This window comes from Syntrophales bacterium (assembly GCA_030655775.1).
Lineage (GTDB): Bacteria > Desulfobacterota > Syntrophia > Syntrophales > JADFWA01 > JAUSPI01.
Genome location: JAUSPI010000080.1, coordinates 22,725 through 45,696, shown reverse-complemented (window position 1 = coordinate 45,696; position 22,972 = coordinate 22,725). Strand labels below are relative to the sequence as shown.

The 22,972-nt window shown below is 44.1% G+C and carries 12 protein-coding genes; 7 read left to right on the top strand and 5 right to left on the bottom strand.

Annotated features, from left to right (window positions below; translation table 11 throughout):
* Nucleotides 1-392: 392 nt before the first annotated feature.
* The 5 genes from Q7J27_04325 to Q7J27_04305 form a co-directional block, all read right to left on the bottom strand.
* Nucleotides 393-833: a hypothetical protein gene (locus Q7J27_04325; protein MDO9528369.1), complete on the bottom strand. Its 441-nt coding sequence runs from the start codon at nt 831-833 to the stop codon at nt 393-395.
* 101 nt (nt 834-934) lie between these two features.
* On the bottom strand, nt 935-1,717 hold the full coding sequence (locus Q7J27_04320) for a hypothetical protein (protein MDO9528368.1): 783 nt from the start codon (nt 1,715-1,717) through the stop codon (nt 935-937).
* A 256-nt stretch (nt 1,718-1,973) separates the two neighbouring features.
* Nucleotides 1,974-2,576 carry a hypothetical protein gene (locus Q7J27_04315; protein ID MDO9528367.1) on the bottom strand — a complete coding sequence of 201 codons (603 nt, stop codon included), beginning with the start codon at nt 2,574-2,576 and terminating at the stop codon, nt 1,974-1,976.
* Nucleotides 2,577-3,167: 591 nt separating this feature from the next.
* Nucleotides 3,168-4,061 carry a tyrosine-type recombinase/integrase gene (locus tag Q7J27_04310; protein ID MDO9528366.1) on the bottom strand — a complete coding sequence of 298 codons (894 nt, stop codon included), beginning with the start codon at nt 4,059-4,061 and terminating at the stop codon, nt 3,168-3,170.
* Entirely contained in the window at nt 3,988-5,151 is a 1,164-nt protein-coding gene (locus Q7J27_04305) for a tyrosine-type recombinase/integrase (protein ID MDO9528365.1), read from the bottom strand. Before Q7J27_04305 ends, Q7J27_04310 begins: the two co-directional genes overlap by 74 nt.
* 463 nt (nt 5,152-5,614) lie before the next feature.
* Here Q7J27_04305 and Q7J27_04300 point away from each other — a divergent pair, with 463 nt between their 5' ends.
* The 7 genes from Q7J27_04300 to Q7J27_04270 all read left to right on the top strand — a co-directional run bounded on the left by Q7J27_04300 (nt 5,615) and on the right by Q7J27_04270 (nt 22,842).
* Complete coding sequence (locus Q7J27_04300; GenBank protein ID MDO9528364.1) at nt 5,615-8,452, top strand: helicase-related protein; 2,838 nt, start codon at nt 5,615-5,617, stop codon at nt 8,450-8,452.
* On the top strand, nt 8,452-13,179 hold the full coding sequence (locus Q7J27_04295) for a hypothetical protein (protein ID MDO9528363.1): 4,728 nt from the start codon (nt 8,452-8,454) through the stop codon (nt 13,177-13,179). Before Q7J27_04300 ends, Q7J27_04295 begins: the two co-directional genes overlap by 1 nt.
* A gap of 27 nt (nt 13,180-13,206) precedes the next feature.
* Nucleotides 13,207-13,953: a hypothetical protein gene (locus tag Q7J27_04290; protein ID MDO9528362.1), complete on the top strand. Its 747-nt coding sequence runs from the start codon at nt 13,207-13,209 to the stop codon at nt 13,951-13,953.
* A 74-nt stretch (nt 13,954-14,027) separates the two neighbouring features.
* Nucleotides 14,028-15,203 carry a DUF4263 domain-containing protein gene (locus tag Q7J27_04285; protein ID MDO9528361.1) on the top strand — a complete coding sequence of 392 codons (1,176 nt, stop codon included), beginning with the start codon at nt 14,028-14,030 and terminating at the stop codon, nt 15,201-15,203.
* Between the two features lie 43 nt (nt 15,204-15,246).
* Nucleotides 15,247-15,693 carry an HNH endonuclease gene (locus Q7J27_04280; protein ID MDO9528360.1) on the top strand — a complete coding sequence of 149 codons (447 nt, stop codon included), beginning with the start codon at nt 15,247-15,249 and terminating at the stop codon, nt 15,691-15,693.
* 107 nt (nt 15,694-15,800) lie between these two features.
* Complete coding sequence (locus Q7J27_04275) at nt 15,801-21,353, top strand: DUF3883 domain-containing protein (GenBank protein ID MDO9528359.1); 5,553 nt, start codon at nt 15,801-15,803, stop codon at nt 21,351-21,353.
* Nucleotides 21,354-21,471: 118 nt separating this feature from the next.
* Complete coding sequence (locus Q7J27_04270) at nt 21,472-22,842, top strand: helix-turn-helix domain-containing protein (GenBank protein ID MDO9528358.1); 1,371 nt, start codon at nt 21,472-21,474, stop codon at nt 22,840-22,842.
* Nucleotides 22,843-22,972 lie beyond the last annotated feature (130 nt).

Here is a 22,972-nt window from a genome sequence, read left to right as displayed (position 1 = left end):
CCCAACATAGCCTTCGAACTCGAAAAACTGTAAAAACACCCCCTGATTTTGTAGACACACGCCTGTTTTTTAATACCGGTGTATATGTATGTTATTGCACACTATCTGACGATTCGTTTACTTACTGATCCCAAACCCAAGGCAGAGCTATAGCAGCTGTATGCAATTTAAGAATTGACAGCGAAGTTACGAGATGTGATCCATATCTGGAAATACGATTAGATTACTGGTTTAAGGTTAAAGCGACTTTGTAAATTAGCAGTTAAGTCAAAAATCAAGTGTAATGCCCCGGAATTCCGTATCAGAGGCTAAAACATAAGTTAAAAGTAGACTTAACCCCTTGGGATCCCAGTGCATTTGCACGATTACGCGTTTTCTTACCGTTGCGTAGGTTAAATGTCTGGTGTTTTACGATATAGATATTCCTGGTCGCAAGCCGTACAAACATGTACATGTTGCTTTTTTGAAGAAAGCACTAGCTGACATTGCTTATGGCGGTTTTCCCAGCAACTCAAACACAACGGAATCCCGATTGGCTCGCCTTTCTCATCAATCTTATAGTAGGCATCATAGTAAGGAGGGCGGACCAATTTGTCTTTGGATTGAAATGCCTCCTCAAGCTCAGCTATTCGTTTGTCTTTTTCTTGAAGTGCTTCTTGGACATCAACAATTTGAATTTTTGCATCTGCCAAAGTACTAACTAAATCAGATAGCTTAAACTTTATTTCTGCTTTCTCAATCGACATTTTATTCTCGCGGAAAAATTTTGTGATCTCTGTCGCCGTTTTAATGCTGGAAAGGGCAGCTGATATTATTAAGTTAATGTCTACCATGTGATTTCCTGTACGCAATTTATGGGAACAAACAATGATGAGTTAAGAGCAGATTTGCCCTTTTCCCTTAATTGTCAGGGATCAGGCTAATTCCACAAAACTTATTGGGCGCCATCATACGCAATATAGCCCCAGAATCTCACAGAACCTTCACTGCCATCGGTAACATATAACAAATCAAACGAGGTATCACCGTATCTTGGCGAAAACGTTAAATCCTCACTATGATTAAGTCCAGTTTGACGGACTTTAAACTCGTAGACATTCCTACTATCAATCCTAAATGGTACCCCTCCAATAGCCAGAGCACTTCCACTTGGCACTTTTTTTAAATCAACCGAAAAATCAAAGAAGATCTTAACATTTCCCTGATGAAATGTGTATTTAGCCTCCTCAACTGAAATCAGTTGAACATCTTTTTCACTTGAGTCACTTGTAATATATCGAACCGATAGCTCCCATTCTCCTTCTTCATCATCATTTATAGTAGGTGGATCCTTGGAAGGCACAGCGGTGGCGGGGAAAGAAAATGCTTTTTCAATCATAGGATCTATGTTTTGCAGGATTTGTATTCTTTTTTGTAATCCTATTGTTTGCTCAGTTATATTCCCTAATTCTTGAAGAGCGGTATTTTTAAAATCTGTTCTTATCTGTTCTTCTTTCAGTTTTACAATTTCCGTATGGGCTCCCGCTAACCTTTCTGTAAGCTGTTTTGTGATGATATCTGTTGTGGGATTTTCAAGTTGTCTGACTCTTTCATTAAGTAGTTCAATAATAGCATTCTTGTTACGACGAAACAGCCTAAAAAAACCAGCGAAAAAAGCAAAAACAACACCGACTATAGAAATAATTATCGTAGTGTAAGAAATAGCTTCATTAGTCATAGGATTCCTCTTTCGACAACCTCACTCTTAATGAGGCTGAAATAGCGTTTTGCCATTGAAGATAACTTGCCCACGAGGTACGCCCTGACGGCAAGTGCCCGAGCCTCTTGGGGTAGGCTTAATTTTTTGGTTGGGCGGGTTTCTCGGTTTGCTGGATTCTTTGAATCGCTTCTTGTTGTTTGATAACATTGTTGTGGTTAGGTGGATGCTTTGGATAAACATATAAAAAATACTCCTAAGATGATTCAGTGCGGAATTATGGCTTTATATCGTTCGACTCCAGCACAGGTTGTTGATCTGGTGTGTGGGTTTGATAATGACGAGCTTGTGTCTGGCATCTATATAGCCATACGGAAGATGGAGATTGAGGCATCTCTTGACAAAGTAAATTATGGAAACGAATGACGTTATTGAATGCCTTGATGCTTTTCTGCCATTGGTCTTTTAGTTGTTTCATATTAAGGAGTTTTCGTCCTTTTTGATTAGTCCAGTCTCGCCCTTGCCTAAGAATATTCAAGCGCCCTTTGTTGTCGATGGCGTAAACACCATGGGCATAAGTATTTCTTGACTTAATAATAGTTTTTAGCTCGGCAATTAAATTATTGAACTCTTCGAGGAGGGGGCTGTATTCAAGAGTGTATTTGCCGGCAGACTCAACAAGGGCAAGCTTCGCGCCACTATTGGCAATAGCGCCAAGAATACGACCTGAGTGCCAAGGATCAGTTCCGACAACTATCGCAAAGACAGAACCAAGTGCATGCTCCGTTGAGTTCCAAGTTGTAATTATATTGGCGATGTATTTGGCGTACTCTGGGTGGTCAGATATCATTACATTCATTTTCATTGATTTATTTGTCATAATGTTTCTCTGCTTAACAATGGGTTTATATGTATCTTGTATAAAGACCCAAACACCGCAAAATGTGCGGTACAACACCCCATTTTTCGATTACAGACAATATAGCAGGCAAAATTAAAAAATCAAGGATAATCCGGCACATAAAATCGGAATAGTGCTATTCGTTTAATAGCATCACTGTTGATAGGGAAACAAAAAGTGATAAGAGCTTGCCACACTCCAGACTCGGGTTTAAGAAAAATGCTCTCCACGCCTTTTAATTTTTGATTGGATTTTTGCCTGAAAATGGTATTTTTAAGATAATACACGATATCTTAAAAATACTCTTTTTGAAGGGTTAGAGGTACACATTGCATTCACCTACTTATCAACACCCTTGACTGTACCGAGAACCCATTATTTATTGAAGTCAGTAAGTAAGACCGATGCGATTTTGTAGCAGCTTTCAACCCATACTGTGCAGATGTGATCGAAGAAAAAATGAAATGCGCCGGTTATTAACGCCACCTACCTATACGTAACATAATCTGTTTTCTCTATTGATATTAATATGTTGAGTTATGTTTAAGGTTTCATAGTTTCGTTCTTTCGTCAAGGATTATCTGGGTTGCCAGCCGTTCGTTGCATGATCACCTCCATTGCTTTGTAGTAATCTCTCTGTACTTTGAGGTTTGATACCCGGCAGTACCGTTGTGTTGTCCTGATAGAGTTATGTCCCAAGAGATCCTGGATGGTAGACAGACCAGCATCCGCATTCAACATCTGCGTGGCCATCGTATGGCGAAGATGGTGACAGGAGATTCTTAAACCTGTTTTGCGGGCATAATATTCCATCCGTTTCTGTATACCGCGAATGGATAAAGGTTGACCGGTAAGAGGCCCTTTCGCTACCAGAAAAACCTTTTTTACTTTATTTGCAGGTCTCACCCTGAGGTACTCCAGAAGAGCAGCAAGGGCGTCATTGCTGATATAGACAATCCGATCTTTTGCACCCTTGCCATCCTGAATAAACAATATCCTGCGTTTAAGATCAATATCACTGAGGAAAAGATGGGCCACTTCTTCTACTCGTAATCCGCATCGGAGCATGAGCGTAAACATGGCTTGATCCCTGCGCCCTTTCAGATTATTGAAGAGGAGCTCTATTTGCTCTTCTCTGAGATGTTTTGGAAGCCCCCGGGGAAGCTTCATGATATTCGGTTTCCTGACAGGGTTCACGATCGGGACTTCCTCTTCTTCCGAGAGGTAGTGATAAAACTGACATACACTGTTGAGATAACAGTTTACCGTCTTTGGCTTTAACCGTTTGCCGAGGAGATAATCCATATACGCAACAATCTTCCGGTGTGTAGTTTCCTCAATCGGCACATCAAGCCAGATCACAAAAAGTTTCAGGCCGTTCAAATAGTTCTTAACAGTGTTGGGTGAGACGTTCCTTCTCTTCAAGAAACGCCTGTATCTGATGATCGCGTCGATAATGTCCATCAATCTCCCCCCTTTCTATAATCGTCATGGCTCTGAAGTACTCTTCCTCCCTGGTCTTGTCCGTGAGCCTTGCATAGCGCCGTGTTACATCCAGAGAAGTATGCCCCATCAGTGGCTGGAGACATTCGATTCGCATGCCGGCATTTAAAAGCTCACTGGCAAAGGTATGGCGAAGCGCATGAAGGGAGTACCCCTTATAGGTAAGGCCCGCTTTCGTAAGATAATCTACAAACATCTGACGAGCAGTGCTGTAGGACATGCTGGTCTTACCTTGGGCGTAAAAGAGGAACTCTTTATGGGCGTCTCTCATGTTGAGCCATGTCCTCAAAGCACTGACCGCATCATCGCTGAGATACACAACCCGTCCCAATCGGTTCTTCTCCCCCTCGTAAATATCAATCCTGCGATCCTTGAGGTGAAGATCCTGCATCTTCGTGTTGAGCAACTCTCCGATTCTCATCCCCGTCCGCAGAAGCACCGTGACCATGGCCCGGGCTTTCGTATGATCAATAATGGAAAGTAGGTGCTTCACGTCATCCGGATCCATGGCTCGTGGCAATGTCTCTGGCTTTTTCAGGCGAATCCTTCTTGCCAAAACAGCCGTGTTGACGATGCCTTCGTCAATCGCATAACCCAAAAAGGCATTGACGCAATGCAGTTTCGTCCGCACCGTCGATAGCATCAAACCCCGATCCTGCTCATGTTCAATGAAAGCTTCAATGTCATTCTTGGTGATCTCCTCCAGACTCGTTTTCCCCGAATCCCTGACAACGGTGAGAAAGATATAAATCGCTACCAAGTTACTGGCGTACGTTTTGGGTCTGAAGTTCCGCCGATACATGTACCGAAAATATTCCTCAACATGTTCTTTGCCCGGCAAGTCCCATCCTGCAAGACGATTCAGTGCCCTTTGAAGCGCTCTCGTCTTATTCTCGAATTCAGGACAAAACGGCCTCTCTAATTTTCCTTTGTTGATTTTGGCAAAAACACTGGGTGGGTGAATCCCTTCCCGTTGATCAATACTTCCAAAAGTCGTCAGGGATTCTTTCGTCGAAATGAAACTGCAAGATTCTATGGTCTTCTGATCCATCACTACCTCCTTTCCTGTGATTCAATAGGAAATACAGATAGATGATGAACAATACAAGTCTAAACTTCAATCACCTTTTTGTTACGTATAGCACCTACTAAGCCTCAGAATCATTGAATGTTAAAAATAACTATTACCACCTGAAACCTTCAAAATCAAAAAACGGGGATCAAAAGCTATTAATGCAAATCAAGGTGCTACGCTTTTCTTAATTGATGTAAAAGTATCCACAGATAAGAAGTAACCGCTAATATTCTAAATTCCCTTGACATTCCACCCTTTTTTATTAATTATACAAAAGCGTTAACGAAATAACAGAAGGTACCATGCATTAAACAACACATGATCTTTTTTCCTTAAATACAAGAAAGTTCCTGAAAATGGCAGATAATCATCAAAACCCCGTTTCTCTTAAACAGAGGCGGGGTTTTGTTTTTCGGATGTTACGAACGAAAGGAACCGGATGACCTTCCAGGATAATGTTTTTGCTCCAGGGGCCAGAATCCTTGTTCGCGATGCGGAGTGGCTGGTGCGTCGGGTGGATCGGACTTCGACCGGTGGGCAATCTCTGAATGTGGTGGGCATATCTGAACTTGTTCGGGACAAAGACGCGATCTTTCTGACCGAGGTGGAGAAATCCATCGAAATCCTCGATCCAGTCGATACGAAGCTGGTTCTGGATACATCAAGTTCATACCAGACATCGGTTCTTTACATAGAAAGCCTGCTCCGCCAGACTCCGCCAACCGACGAAAATCTGTATATTGGTCACCGGGCAGCGATGGATGCGGTTCCGTTTCAGTTGGACCCGGCTATTCAGGCGCTCAAACAGCCGAGACAGAGAATCCTGATTGCTGATGCCGTGGGTCTTGGAAAGACCCTTGAAGCAGGAGTCCTTCTCAGTGAACTGATTCGCCGCGGCAAGGGTAAGCGCATCCTCGTGATTGCTGTGAAAAGCATGCTCACCCAGTTCCAGAAGGAGATGTGGAGCCGTTTTACTATACCCCTTACCCGTCTCGATTCACTGGGAATACAACGCATCCGTTCTTACATACCGACAAATCAGAATCCCTTTTATTATTACGACAAGGCCATCATTTCCATTGATACGCTCAAACAGAATACCCAGTATCGCACTTACCTCGAAAATGCCTACTGGGACATAATTGTCATTGACGAAGCTCATAATGTGGCGGAACGGGGGACGAGTTCTTCGATGCGTGCGCGGCTTGCCAGATTGCTTGCTCAGCGTTCCGATACATTGATCATGCTTTCCGCCACGCCGCATGACGGTAAGGCAAGAAGTTTCGCGAGCCTCATGAACATGCTGGACCCCACGGCAATAGCCAACCCCGATGATTACAGCAAGGAAGACATCAAAGGTCTTTTTATCCGTCGTTTTAAAAAGGATATCCAGAATCAGGTTGAAAAGGCATTCAAGAAAAGGGAAATCGGTGTTGCACACTGCCGGGCCTCTCTCGCGGAAGAGGAGGCCTTTGACACCTTTGTCGATATGAAATTCACACGCCTTGATCAGAAAAGAGGTGCAGAAGAACTATTCAAAACAACTCTTGAAAAAGCGCTCTTTTCCAGCCCGGCGGCCTGTATCTCGACAATACATAATAGAATAACTCGTTTGAGGAAAACGGAAGATCCTCTTTATGAAAATGATATAAACGCGCTTGAAGATTTGTCCCTGCAGGTTGAAAAGATCACCGTTGAAGATTTCAGTAAATATGAAAAGCTCCTGGAAATAATCAGAGACCCGAAGCATGGGTTCGAATGGAAGGGGAAAGATACACGTGACAGGCTTGTCATCTTTACGGAACGAATTGAAACGCTTCGATTTCTTCATAAAAATCTTGTGGGTGATCTGGGTCTGAAAGATAACCAGGTAGAAATCCTTCACGGCACTCTGCCGGACCATGAACAACAAAGGATTGTGGAAGATTTCGGCAAAGACGAAGCGCCGATCAGGCTTCTGATAGCTTCCGATGTGGCATCTGAAGGTATAAACCTTCATTATTTGTGTCACAGAATGATCCATTTCGACATCCCCTGGTCGCTTATGGTTTTCCAGCAGCGAAACGGACGCATCGACCGCTACGGTCAGGAAAATACCCCGCAGATCGTTTACCTCGTCACTGAGAGCGAAAACGCAAAGATTCGAGGCGATACGAGGATCCTCGAGTTGCTGATCGAGAAGGATGAACAGGCAGTGAAAAACATCGGGGATCCTTCAGTTCTGATGGGTGTTTACAATATTGAGGAAGAAGAGAAGATCACCGCACGGGCCATCGAAGAGGGACGGAGTAGAGAAGAGCATGAGAAAGTGCTGGAATCAAAGTCCTTCGACCCGCTGGCTTTGCTCCTGGGTAAGGATGACACTCCTGTCGGAGAAAAAGCAAAGGATGTTTGCAAGGGCATGCCCTCCCTCTTCACCGATGATTTCACCTATATGCAGTCGGCAATCCAACATCTCCGTCATTCTATACCGATGCAGGCCGAATTTTACAGCGATGAACGACGCATGGATTTGACCGCAACCGAGGATCTGAAGTATCGGTTCAGGTTTCTTCCGAAAGAAGTATGGCCCGATAACGGTAACTTCATCCTGTCGGCTGATCAAAACGCCATCCAGGAGGAAATTAAACGGAGCCGCAAGGATGAAAAGGCATGGCCGCGAATCCACTATCTCTGGGAGATGAACCCCGTCCTTGAATGGGTAAACGACAAGATTCTGGCAGCCTTTGGAAGGCACGAGGCCCCTGTTCTTACACTTCAGGACGCGCTGCAACCCGAGGAAACGGTATTTATATTATCTGGTCTCATTCCGAATCAAAAAAGCCATCCTCTGGTACACTGCTGGTTTGGCGTGATCTTTAGCAATGGCCATGTGCGGGAAATTGTGGATTTCGAGGACATTCTGAAACGCACCGGTCTGGGAAAACGAGCTTTCCCAAACCGGGGCGACGGCATTGATATAGAGGCACTGCAAAAACTCCTTCCCGAGGCGATAGAACACGCACGATCATGGATGAGCGAAAAACGGAAAATCTTCGAAGAGCACATCAACAAAAAACTGAATGACCATCTCAATGCGCTGGAGCGCCTCCGCGAAAAACAGTACGCGCAACTTGAGCTTCGTTTTGAAGAAACAAGACAGTTAAGCCGCAAGGAGAAAGAACGCAGGGAGATAGATCGCATCTTTGACGAGTACTTCGACTGGATCGAAAGCACCATGACGACGGAAGACAATCCCTACATAAAAGTCATTGCAGTATTGAAAGGGACGGGCTGATGGCTATTGATTTTACCGGAATCGGCAACATCAATGAATTTTATACAGACCACTACCTGAACGCCATTCTCGAAAATGACCTCAAAGATGTTTTGAAGAAATGGAAGCAAAGGGAAGAAGAGGAGGCTGCTCGCCCCCCTTATGCCGATCTGCGGGGTCTTTCAAAAGACTTCTTCACCATGAGAAACCGGTTGGAAAAAGAGCGAAAAACAGAAGAGCGCCTCCAGTTGCAAAGAGAGTTTCTGGAAAAGCTGCTGCCTGTTCTCGGCTATGAGTTTCAACCAGCCTTAAAGGAGCTGGATAACGGGAGCTTCTTGCCGATAGCGGGAGAAATCAAAAGACCCAACGGGGCGCCGGAGCTGTGGATCATCGAGGCCGTTGACCCATCGGGCGAAGATGCTGATCCCCTGGAGCTTTCGATTCTCGACTGTCAGTATCCGGAGAATGAAGAAACCAATAATGAATTAACCGATGTTCCCCTTGAGGATATTATTTCAAAACAGGTCTTTGGACGGTCCGAACCGCCGCGCTGGGTGATGCTCGCAAGCGACGCCCAGCTTGTCCTTATTGACCGGGGCAAGTGGAACGAAAAGCGCCTGTTGCGGTTTGAGCTTACTGAAATCCTGGGACGTAAAGAAACTTCGACACTCCAGTCTATGGCGGCGCTTCTTCACCGGGAAAGTGTATGCCCCGCGGAAGGCCTGAGTCTCCTCGATACCCTCGATGAAAATTCCCACAAACACGCCTTCGCCGTCTCTGAAGATCTGAAATACGCCCTTCGCGAGGCGATAGAACTACTCGGGAACGAAGCGGTAATCTACCTTCGTGAAATACGGAGAAAAGGCATTTTTTCCGGCGAAGAAAAAATTGATCCCAAAGAGCTGACGAAAGAGTGCCTGCGGTATATGTATCGTCTGCTTTTTTTGTTCTACATAGAGGCAAGGCCGGAACTTGGTTATGCCCCTATGAAGTCGGATGCCTACCGGACGGGTTACAGCCTCGAAACACTGCGCGACCTGGAGATGGTGAAGCTTTCAACCGAAGAGTCGAGAAACGGAACATTCATTCACGATTCCCTCCAGCTTCTTTTCGAGCTGATCTACGATGGATATCCTCCGACGAAAGGTAAGCAGGATGAGCAGCTTGCCCTCGGCGCAGGCCCGGAACATCATATCTTCCGAATCACACCACTCAGCAGCCACCTTTTTGACCCGGCACGCACATCGATCCTGAACCGTGTGAAGTTTACAAATGAAACGCTCCAGCGTGTAATCAGACTGATGTCTCTTTCACAGCCGGGAAACCGCAGCAAGCGAAGGGGTAGAATTTCCTATGCCCAATTAGGCATCAACCAGCTCGGCGCCGTCTATGAAGCGCTCCTCTCATATCAGGGCTTTTTCGCCGAAACTGATCTTTACGAGGTAAAAAAATCGGGAGAAAAATATAACGAGCTGGAAACCGCATACTTTGTAAAGGCGGAAGACCTTTCCAAGTACAGGGAAGACGAAAAAGTCTTCAACGACGACGGGACATTGAAAAAATACACGAGGGGAACATTTATTTACCGCCTGGCCGGTCGTGACCGGGAGAAATCGGCCTCTTATTACACGCCGGAAGTCCTGACACAATGCCTCGTGAAATATGCCCTGAAGGAACTGCTCAGGGACAAGACCGCCGATGATATACTTCAACTGACCGTCTGTGAGCCGGCCATGGGGAGTGCCGCCTTCCTAAACGAAGCAGTAAACCAGCTCGCAGAGGCCTATCTTCGTCTCAAGCAGGAAGAAACCGGTGAAACCATCCCCCATGAAAGCTACACCCGGGAAAAACAAAAGGTAAAGATGTGCCTTGCCGACAATAATGTTTTCGGTGTGGACCTCAACCCGGTGGCGGTGGAGCTTGCAGAGGTGTCCCTCTGGCTGAACACCATCCATGAAGGGGCATATGTGCCCTGGTTCGGCATGCAGCTTGTCACGGGCAATTCACTCATCGGGGCACGCCGGCAGGTTTATGCTTCAAGCTTGTTACGTCGGGTGCAAAAGAATGATTCCATCTGGTTGGATGAAGTGCCAGAACGGGTCACCTCGGTTGAAGAAAGACCGGAAAACACCGTCTATCATTTCCTTCTGCCGGATAAGGGAATGGCGGATTACAAAGACAAGGTAATCCGTCAGATGGCCAAGGATGAAATAAAGAAGATAATGGAGTGGCACAAAAACTTTGCAAAGACCTTTTCCGAGGGGGATGTTCGACAATTGAAAAAGATGTCCGCCGCCGTTGACAGGCTCTGGAAACGTCATACAGATCATCAGCGCATCGTTCGTGCGGAAACGAGCGACCAGTTGACCCTTTTCGGACAGTCAAAACCGGAGAAGAAAAGAAATCCCTCCGCTATCGAATGGAAAGACCGTAAGTATAAGCAAGAGATCCTCTCACAGAATATTTCAAGCTCCAGTCCGTACCGCCGCCTGAAACTTGTCATGGACTACTGGTGCGCCCTCTGGTTCTGGCCTATTGAAAAAGCAGATCTTCTTCCGACACGTGAGGAATTCCTGCTGGAACTTTCCCTCATCTTGGAAGGGAATATCTACGATACAACACCGTCAGAAGGCGAGCAAATATCGATGTTCCCCGATACCATGCCACGGCAGACGGCCCTGGAGCTGGTGGACAAATTCGGCTTTGTCGATGTGGACAAACTCAGCCGCGAGCTTCCACGCCTCTCCCTGGTACGGGAACTTGCCGAAAGCCACCGTTTCCTCCACTGGGAGCTTGAGTATGCCGATATCTTCGCCGACAGGGGCGGCTTCGATCTGGTCCTGGGGAATCCTCCGTGGATCAAGGTGGAATGGGAAGAATCCGGAATCATGGGCGACGCGGAGCCTCTTTTCGCGATTAGAAAATTCATGGCCTCTCAGCTTGCCATTCTGCGCGAGGAAACACTCGGAAAATACGACTTAAGAAGCGAATATCTCGCCGCCTTCGAGGAGGCGGAGGGAACACAGAACTTTCTTAATGCCATTCAAAACTACCCGCTTCTGAAGGGTGTACAAACAAACCTGTACAGATGCTTCCTACCCCAGGCGTGGATGGTTGGGTGCAAAAAAGGAGTTTCCGGTTTTCTACATCCGGAAGGTATATATGATGATCCTAAGGGGGGAGAATTTCGAGAGGCGATGTATCCAAGATTGAGAGCGCATTTTCAATTCCAGAATGAGTTCAAACTTTTTCCTATTGGCAACAGAAATAAGTTCAGTATCAATATTTATGAAGCAGTTCCGACTGAAACTGTAAATTTTTCAAATATTGCAAATCTTTTTACCCCCTCAACGGTAGTTGCTTGTTTTGATAATGGTGGTGGGGGGGCAGTACCAGAAATTAAGGATGTAAATGATAAATGGAACATTAAGGGTCATGTTCAGCGCATCGTGCAGGTTACTGATAAGGAACTGGCATTATTTGCGAATCTGTATGATGATTCTGAAACACCGTCTCTGCAAGCACGCTTGCCAGCCCTTCATTCCCGTCAATTGATCAGCGTCCTGCAAAAAATTGCCGCACAGACGAAGCGGTTGGACGACCTGAAAGGTGAATACTACTCAACAATAATTTGGGATGAGACTAATGCCGTCAAAAAAGACGGCACCATACGTCGCGAGACACGCTTTCCCGATTCCGCCGGTGACTGGATACTGTCGGGACCGCATTTTTATGTGGGGAACCCCTTTTATCAAACACCTAAAGTAATTTGTGAAACTCATCGTGCTTACAATCTTATAGATCTCACCGAACTTCCCTATGATTATCTGCCCCGCACCAATTATATGCCTGACTGCGATCCCGCCGAGTACCTGCGGCGCACGCCGCGAGTGCCGTGGGGGGAAAAGAAGCCGGTGACGGAGTTTTACAGGCTTGTATCAAGATTTATGCTGTCTCAGTCTGGTGAAAGGACATTGGTTTCGGCAATTATGCCCAAAAATGTTTACCATATTATGACCTGCTTAAGTCTTTCATTCAAAGATTATTCAACACTTGTCTCTCAAGCAGGGTTTTTTGCAAGTTTGCCCTTTGATTTTTTTGTTAAAACAACTGGGCGTGGCGCTATTCCAGGCTTGATTAAAGCTATTCCAGTTCCTGAGTACAATATGTATATTTCTCTGAGGTCTCTATTAATGAATGCCCTTACCGCTTTTTATTCTGACCTCTGGCAAGAATCCTGGAACGATTCCTTCAAAACCGATCTCTGGACCAAATTGGACCCCCGTCTTCCCGACAGCCACTTTTCAAATCTGACCCCCGATTGGAACCGCAACTGCGCCCTCCGCACCGATTATGCCCGGCGTCAGGCCCTCGTGGAAATCGACGTCCTGGCATCCATGGCACTCGGTTTGACACTGGACGAACTCAAAACCATCTACCGTGTCCAGTTCCCCGTCCTTAGGCAGAACGAGAACGACACCTGGTACGACCGGAACGGCCGCATCGTCTTCACCTGCAGCAAGGGATTGACAGGAGTTGGTTTCTCCCGACCCGAATGGAACGAAATCAATGACATGAAATCCGGCAAAGTGGAACGAACAATCATAGACGACACCCTCCCCGGCGGCCCCCGTGAACGCACCATCACCTACGAAGCCCCCTTCGACCGCTGCGACCGTGAAAAAGACTACGAAACCGCCTGGACTGAATTTGAAAGGCGTTTAAAATCAATCCTGTTGAGAGGATAACATTCGGAGAAATACAAGGAGATATCCATGGTTAAAATAAGCAACGAATTAATTCAATGCGCTGATTGTGGAAAATATCGTAGTGAGAATGAACCTTTATGCCCCGATTGTGGCTCTGAAAAAAGGATAATTAATGCGGAAATACATGAAAGTTTTAATGTTTCAGATCGCATTACAGAATCGGTAGCAATCTCGGCTTCAATAATTGACATAGCTTCCTCTGCAACAGCAACAATAACTACAATCATACCAGAAGAAGTAATGGCGCAACCAGAAGGACAGAGAAGCATGACCGCAAGTGAGCTTGTAGTTGAAAATATAAAATCTTTCAGAAGAGATGAAGGAGAAATTGAAAAAGTCACAGATCTATTAAAAAACATACTCGAAAGGAAATCTGAATCAGGTATTTATAAGAAGGATGATCAAGTAATTGTTTTTAATAACTATAATTTTTATGGGTGCGCTATAGGGGGTGATGTCCATTCGGTTGATATCACATTCATAAAAGAATGGAATCAAGTACAAAATTCCATTGACATAGAAGAATTAAAACGTGATTTTAAGGCTCTGATACCGGAGTTGTCTAAGAAAGCTACGACAGATGATGAGTTTAAAGCGTTATCTCAAGTTAGCATGGCATTTGAAGATCTTAAGGATGCTAATGGACCAAGCATGCTAAAACGCATAAGAAACTCTGGTGATTGGGTATGCGGAGTAGCAAAGGATATCGGAGTCTCACTTATAGTTGAACTCATCAAAGGGTCCATGATGTGATAGAATTTAGGCCAGGCTGAGAAAAGATTCGATTTAAGAAAATATTTTCTTGGCTCCAGATGGAGGAAAATAGTATGGCGGATCAAGATACGATGCAGGTTAAGTCAACGTCAAAGCGGTCTGCGGAGTGCTCGGATATCATTCTTCGAGAAACGAATACTACGCGACTTGTTTTTCGTCCCATGCTTGTTGAAAACCCGCGAAATGATCAGGCTTCAGTTAATGGAACTTTTATCTTTCAGTGTAAGGGACGAAATGATGAATGGGAAAACCTTCCCTCAATTCCACTTTCTCAATTGAAAAAGGGCGAAGGTTTCAAGCTTAAAGTCAAATCAGAAGAGCTCCTCTATCTTCATGAAGAGATTTCAAGTCTGTACGAGCTTTACGCTGAATCTGGAATTCCACAGGGCGAGTCCCAGTATATCAAGGCCAATAAGCAAATTACGGAATTAGTGGGAATGCCTCAGTACCAGCTGGCACAGTTCCTCAGTGCTAACAGGAAATTTGGTGCTACCCTTCTCTCGCGACTTGTGCAATGGGCGGTTTCTGCGGATGATCCAACGGCACTGGTAGAACGGCTTGTCGATCTCGGCCAGGATTCTTTGAAGAAATTGAATATTGCAGTTGGCATTCAGAGTCTGCGAACAGCGATAGATATATGGAAGAAGAATTCATTGTCGACAGATGAGGAGTTTTGGCAATCTACTCTGACCGAAAATTCATTTGTGCTCGAACAAATATTTTCCTGGCCGGTCACAATCGTGAAGGGAAAGGCTTACGTTGGCGGAAAGACGGTCGAGAATGTCGGTGGAAGTATCGTAGACTTCCTCATTAGGAATCAATTAACGCAGAATGCAGCTCTTATCGAAATAAAGACTCCAGGGACACCTCTTCTTGGAAGAGAGTATCGAAATAGTATCTACAATTTATCCGAGGATCTTTCTGGAGCAGTAATGCAGATACTCAATTACAAGCACACATTATCTGAGCAATACACTTCACTTACACGTGGACAAGGTAACCTGTTTGAATCCTTTAATCCGCAATGCGTCATAATTATTGGAAATGCACAGGCACAACTTGAGGAACGAGATCAAAGAAAATCATTCGAGCTTTTCAGGGGGCAGCTACCCGGTGTGCACATCATTACTTATGACGAGATGTTTGCAAAAGCAGAGAATCTCATCGGCGTTTTGGAGTCACCGTGCGCGTCGAGTGTAAGCGATGAAATCGATGATGTTCCTTTTTAGGTTGTAACTATTTTGGATTGATTTACGAAACAGGAAGGATATTATGGCAGACACAGAAGCATTGTTATTTTCGGAGACTGACGGCGCATGTGCGTATTGTGGTATCAAAGACTACCGTATTTTAACAATACACCACATTATTCAACGAGAACCCAAGGATGAGTCATACGACAATAAAATAGTGCTTTGCCACAACTGCCATCACCTTTATCATCAAGAGAAAGGACCTTCTCAAGATGATCTGTTTGTTATTAAGAAACGTCTTATCTGTAAGACATTGACTCAACAAGGGGTCAACGCCTTAAAGGAAGCTTACAGGAATGGGTTGGTTGTTGCTTCGCCCTATTTGGTTAATCATCTCGTAGAATCACAACTTCTCGAATTTAAAAAATACCTTTCTTCCTATGGAAATGATCGCCAGATAATTGATGCAGTCTACGAGCTGACTGATAAAGGTAAGAAATTCACAGAAAAGTGGAGTTTGAAATAATGGTCTTCTAACAGGATCCAGAATTGACATGAAAGAATAAAAATCTTCCCTGCGACCGCGAAAAAAAACTACGAGACCGCCTATGCAGAATTTGAAAGGCGTTTAAAATGAAGACAAGCACGCAAGGTGTAAATATCGCTAACAAAGCTTCAGAGATCGAACAATCTACGTTCTCAGACAAAATTATTCAAAAAACAATTGCTGAAATACGATCGTTCCTTGATGAACTGGCGAATGGGACATCCCGCTATAAAAGTATTCATAACCTTACGGAACAGATTGAGCATCAATATCATGGCCGTTTCCTTATTGAACTTATGCAGAATGCCCATGACGCGTTGTTTGAAGAAGCCGTTGATGGTGATAAGGGGCGTCTGGAGATAATAATAAATACGGAAGAAAAACCATACGGCGCTCTGTATGTGGCGAATGACGGGACACCCTTTACTGATTCCAACTTTGAGAGCCTTTCGAATTTCGGACAGAGTGATAAGGATCCTGAAAAACATATAGGTAATAAAGGAATAGGGTTTCGAAGTGTTCTGGAAATTACGCACACTCCCGAAATTTACTCACGCAGTGACATGACGAGCAAGCCTTTTGACGGTTACTGTTTTTGCTTTCAGCCGGACGTTACAGAACAGTTTGAAGGGCCAATTAAAGAACTTCTCAATGGCATCGATCAACCTTTGGTTTTTCTTGATGCGGCCATCCCACTGATTGAGTGGGGAGAGAAAAAGCTGCGCCTTTTTCGATCAAAATTTTCCTCGGAGAACTTTGATTTTATACTGTCGGAACTGGGGTACCTCTCGCCTTATATGATGCCCATTCCTATTAATGCCTCGCAAAAAACCGACCAGATTAAGAAATTCGAAGATAGCGGCCTCTCCACCGTTATACGTTTACCATTCGTTAGTGAAGATGCAAGAGATTTGGCGATTTCAATAGTTGATAGTTTGAATGAAAATACCATCCTCTTTCTGGGCCGGGTAAAAGCTTTCTGGATTGATTCTGGAAGAAGCCAGCGTCTTGTGGGACGGAAAAAGGTTTTTCTCAATGATCCTGAAAACGGACAGGAGATCAACATTGAAATTACAAAAACTGATAACGGAGATATGCCTTCAAAGAGGTACTGGTTGTGGGAGCGCACCATAGGCGGTGAAGATAACCCGATAGAAACGGAAGAAATAGAGGCGGCGGTTTGTAATCTGCCCGGCAAATGGCCGGGAATGAAAAAGGCCACCGTTGCTTTAGCCGTTAAAATTGATGACTGCCCCGAGAAAGGAAATATCAATATATTTTTGCCCACCGAACTTGCCAGCGGTTGCGGAGCGCATATTAACGGACCTTTTTACGGCGATATAAGTAGAACATACATTGAGTTCGATCATCCCTTTAACGAACTTCTGTTACGAAAAATTGCAGAAAAGGCACTCAATGGTGTTTTTTCGAGACTCGCCGGAAAAGGATTGGATGAAGGACGTGCTATTATTGATATACTTTCACCTTTCCCGGATATCGGGGAACACGGTTCGCGATGGTGGTCTTTTGTCCGAAATGAATGTAAAGAAATGAACCTTGAAATCAAAGAAGAAAATATTTGTTTAACAGATCATGGCTGGATGAAAATCACTGAATCAAATTTGCTTCCCGAATTAGATGAGCCCAAAATTATAACGGAAAAAGTATTAAGAACCGAGGCAACATTCCCTGTTTTCCATAAGAACACCGTTTCTAGAGAACCTCTTATAAGAGAGCTATATAATGCACTAAATATCAGTATATTACCCAAAGATGAATGGATCGCGGATACGATAGAGAAAATCGCGGAGAAATTTCACAGAAAAGGTAAAAGAGCAGACTGGACAGGCTTTTGGAAAGATGTATCAAAATTGTTGCCTGAGAACTCTGAAAAACTCAAAGGGAAAAAAGTATTACTCGGAACGGATGACGATTTACACGCTAGCGATGATAAAACTGCTGTATTCTTTCGGCCACGAATTACTGGAACGGACGATGAAGTTTTATCAACCGATGCAATTGATTCAATTCCCATGCGCTTACGACCCTATATCGCCTTTCTCGATGAAAGAATAGAGACACATGTTCCAGGGCGCCAGGGCGGTATTCAAACAACGCCTATCCATAGATATTTATCGTCAGATTTAGTGCAAACATTCGGAGTCGAACAAATTCTTCGTAACGTTCTTATTCCAGCACTGCCAGAACTTCCTGTGGTATTAGAATCAAAGAAGGGGCGGTTGTGCAGGGACATCATTCAGTGGGGATTACGATTAGTTGCTAATCTTGTAGCAAGGGATAAAGGGGAAGGAACTTTAATATACCTCGGACGGCTTCCTGTGCCCTGCAGAGGCGGGTGGTTTCCCCTGCGGGAGACGAGCTTCGGACCAGGCTGGATGAATACGGTCGGAGAAGAGCTTGCTCGCTACCTCGAGGAAGCGGGAACCAAAGAATGTAATGAAGCGTTAAAAAAACTCATGTTACCTCCAGACCATAAACTTTGGAAAGGGCTTGCTTCGCAAAATCAGGAAATTCTGGCAAGAGCCGGGGCATTTGATGGCTTAAGATTAAAGGAAATTGTGCCAGATGATTGGAAATCAAAATTCTATGTTTGTGGCGGGATAGAGGTAAATCTACCGGCAAACCCACCCCCCTGCTTCGATGAAGAGACATGGGGATTGTATGTTGATGACGCCTCGAACAATTTAAGGCCATATTTCGACGGACCCTTTGATTATGAAGTGAAAGAATTTTTTGTCTTTCCCGGCCTGGAGAAGTTTCATGGCTTAAATAATTTTATTCGTGTGGCACTAATGACAATATTGCTAAGGTCTTTACCAAATTGGAATGAGGACTGGGATAATCCGCTTTCCATCGAGAAAATAGGAGGGCAGTCGCACTCCTTTGAACCTGAATCTCCTTTACACTTTTGGTTGAAAAGAACGCCATGGCTTATAACGGAAAGCAATGGAATCTACGAGAGTTTCTGTCCTGAAGAGAGATGGCATGTACCGTCAATTGTATTGGCAGGTCGTGCACATCAGTTTAGTCATTTGAATCCCCTGCCGCGAGAAATAGCCGGTATATTGGACAACAGTTCACAACTCGCCGATGCATTGGAAAATTTGGGGATGCCTAAGTTTGATCTGGAAAGCCACAAAAACATTGGTCGTCTTTTGAGGGATCTTTTTCGAGCGTGGGAGAATCCCCGTACTGAAATATCCAATAGAGACATCTTTCTTGGACAGGTGAGGGATGCATGGCGCGCCTTTGACCCCGAGGAAGATGATGATTTCCCCGAAAAGCTTTTACTTGAATCTCGAATTGTAGTTATGCCATCAAAGGATAATCCCGTGTTCCTTCCGGATGCAACAGAGTCTTCTCATGCGGGATTAAAACTGCATTCAAAGCCCGTTGTGGCGGAAATCCAACCGAAAGATGCAAAGAGACTTTCAAAATGGTTCAAGGAGACGTACGGTAAGGGAATTCACTTGGCTTCCGAATTGACCGACGGCCCTCTGGTAAATGGTCAACCCTGGGAGGGTGGTGAAGGAGAACTTCTTTGTGACAGTGAAATAAAGTGGCTGATCCCCGTCATTCTTTCCGTATTTGCCTTTGCCGGAGGGCAGGCACACGGTACTCAGACCAAAACATTCCTGAGGGCGACTCAGATGTTACGCGAATCAAAAGTGTGCTGGGTTCCAAATTTAGAAGTAGGTCTTTGGCATGATGGAAATATCATTGCAATGACGTCTTTACCTGCAATGTGGATGTCGGATGATAAAACACTCCTTTCTACAGAAAATGTTAAAAACTCACCGAGTTCCCTGAACAAAGCTATCGGTCATGTTGTTGAAAGAGCTGATATTGATATGCCCCTCAAATTTGTTTTGAGTGAAATCGAAAGAACTGACGAACCATCACGTGATGTTCTAATCAAAGCACTCTCCCAATTAGAAATATCGAATTCTCAATTTGCCGAGATTGAGCAACTATGGCTCGGGGATCTGTCGTGGACTATCAGATTGATAAAACCCGTACTCAAAGCCTTCGATCTAAACGAGGAGCTGAATGAACTGGATGGTGTTGAATCGCCTGAACAATTGGAAGAATATTTGGCGAATTGTTCTACAGAACACTTTAATGGGAAAGAACTACTAACATTGGTTCGAACATCACACGGCTTTTATGATTTGGGGGAAGTCCTTTTTGACAAGTTCGGTTCTGAATTTCAATTGGACAAATGGAACGAACTACTTGTCGGGTTAGGGGAGGAACCCATTAAGAATGAAGATGCAATCGAACAATTCCAAGACCATTTGTCGTCAGCCTTAACGCCATTGCGATCAGTGCTGAGAAAAATTGTTAAAGACAATCCTGGCGTTGACTTATTTACGGATCTGTCAGATCAAGTGGAGGCTATTCCTTGTCCAGAGGAACTAAAAGTTAAATACTGGTTTGTAGAATTTTCCTCGGTCATGAAGGTAATAAGACCTCTCTTTGCATCCTGGAAAGCTTCTCGAGACGAACTTGATACCATCGATTCCTCCCGAACGCCAGAAGAGTTGATTGTTAAACTTGAAAAACTAGGACTTGAGTCCACTTTAGATCCCCTTGAAATATACAGCAAAAATTGTGAACGATGCCGGGATATTCTAAATTCATTGAAGCAAATAGCAATTATTTGGTGTTTGAAAAACAACGTGGAGGTTGGTTACTGGGGAAGAGAAACTGAGGTAATCTTAGATTATATTAGAGAAATATTAGATAAAGAGGGCTATTTTGACTTTTGGGATAACCAACAAGCATATTCAATATTGGAACAGTTGCCGAAACAAGATACCCAGTCAAATTTTTGGAATGCTTTTGTTGGCTGTGAGAACCTCGAAGATCTCATGACCAGTCTTTCCATATCAGTTAATGAACGAGAAAAGGCAAAAGAACAACTGGATCGTCATCAACAAGAGCAACAAGAGAAAAAAAGAATTGTATCGGTATGTGGAAAGAATTTTGACAACTCTGAGGAGAACTTGTCCCACCTCTGGAACCATATTGTTGATAAAATTGGAGAAGAACATTTGCCGGGCCTATGTTTTGATAACCTGGCTGAATTAAGGGAGGTTACAACTGCAAAGAAAAGTGGCGTTGGTGGTAAGGGGGGAGGAAGAGAAAGAAAAACAGTTCCATCAGGGAGGATGTCAGGTGCGATGAAAAACCTGATAGGGCTGGCGGGCGAAATCCATGCCTACCGTTCACTACTGAAAAATTACGGAGCTGGGGTCGTAAATCCTAACTGCTGGATTTCCGAGAACAGCCTTAGAAAGTATCCACAAAACAAAGTTAACGATAGGTTCGGATGCGATTTTATGGTTCGCCACGAGAGGAAAACTTTCTACATCGAAGTGAAGGCAACTTCAGGAGATGAAGAATATTTTGAATTAGGCTTATCTGAAATTCGACTTGCTGTTGAGAAAGCAAATAGGAGAAGAGACAAGTTTTTAATCATACATGTCACCAATGCTTTGTCTGAGATGCCTGAGTTTCAATTCTTACCCAATCCATATGACAAAAAACACCAAAGATCATATGATATTCGTAACGCGGGTTTACAGATTAGGTATAACAAGAAAACTTCATAGCATCTTATTGAGAAATGTTCTCTTTATACGAGGATATTATTTTTTGATTAATTTCTAAAATATTTCAAAACAGATTGGGTAAATATCAGAATTTGAAAGGCGCTCTGCGAGGTGAAATATGGATATCACAAAATTGCTGAAGGCTGGCGAATCTGAAACCGTTGAATTTAAAGCCGGGTTCAACAAGGAAACCATTGAAACGGCTGTTGCATTTTCAAATACCCGTGGTGGTGTAATTATCATCGGCGTGGACAATCAGGGCAATATCAAAGGCGTGGACATAGGTAACGAAACGTTAAAAGATTGGGCAAATCGAATCTCTCAAAACACAGAGCCTACTGTTATCCCTGATATCAAATCGGATAAAATTAAGGGCAGAAGGATTGCCATTATTGAGGTGCAGGAATTTCCGTTAAAACCGGTGGCCACAAAAGGACGTTGCTTTAGGAGGATGCAAAGCAGTAACCGACAAATGTCACCACAGGAGATTGCTCAAATGCATCTGTTAACTGCCGGTAGTAGCTGGGATACATTACCGGCCAGGAATACCAGCCTGAACGATATTGATCTTGAAAAGGTTGATGAGTTTATCAAGTTGTCCTCAGCCACGGGGAGGAGAAATTTTAAAAAAGGTGTAAACCCTGCTGAAATCCTTGAAAAATTGGACCTCGTCAAAGAGGGTGTTCCCACATGGGCTTCCATTCTCCTTTTTGGCAAACGTCCTCAATCCCTATTGATTCAGGCACAAGTACATTGTGGCCGATTTAGGACAAATATAGAAATAATTGATGACAGGCTGTTTGGAGGAACCATCATTGGACAGATAGATGAAACATTGGAGTTTCTTCGAAAGCATATAAATGTTCGATTTATTATTACCGGAAAATCACGTAGAGAGGAAATATGGGACTATCCACTGGAGGCATTGCGCGAGGCGGTAGTCAATTCCATATGCCACCGAGATTACAACGACACCCCTGATATTCAGATAAAAATCTTTGATGATTCTATTCAGATATGGAACCCCGGTCCGCTGCCTTTTGGTATTACGCTGGAAGATCTTTATCGACCGGAACATTCATCCAGACCCAGAAATAAGCTGATTGCTCAGGTATTTTATGATCTTAGCATAATAGAACGGTATGGCAGCGGTATTCAAAGAATGATAATCGCCTGTGAAAAAGCAGGACTCCCAAAACCTGAATTTCAGGAAGTTAGCGGGGGGTTCATGGTTACACTGAGGAAGGATACTTTTGAGGAAGGATATTTTGACAAATTTGGACTGAATGATCGGCAATTAAAAGCATGCCTTTATATCACTGAGAAGGGAAGGATAACAAACAGGGAATACAGGGAGATTAACGGAATAAAGCAGAGACTTGCCTCTAATGAACTTAAAGGCATGGTTGAGAAGAAAGTTCTGGAAAGATTAGGAACAACGGGCAGAGGCACGTACTATGTCCTACGCAAAAAGCACGAGCCGCAATAAACACGCACTAAACGCGCATAAACAGGCATAAAAAACGGACGAAGGCGGGAATGGTTGCTGGGAAGTGCTTGAAATGTTAGCAAATACAGGGGATGTAATGAATTTAAGAAAGGCGCATTCGTGGTGCACC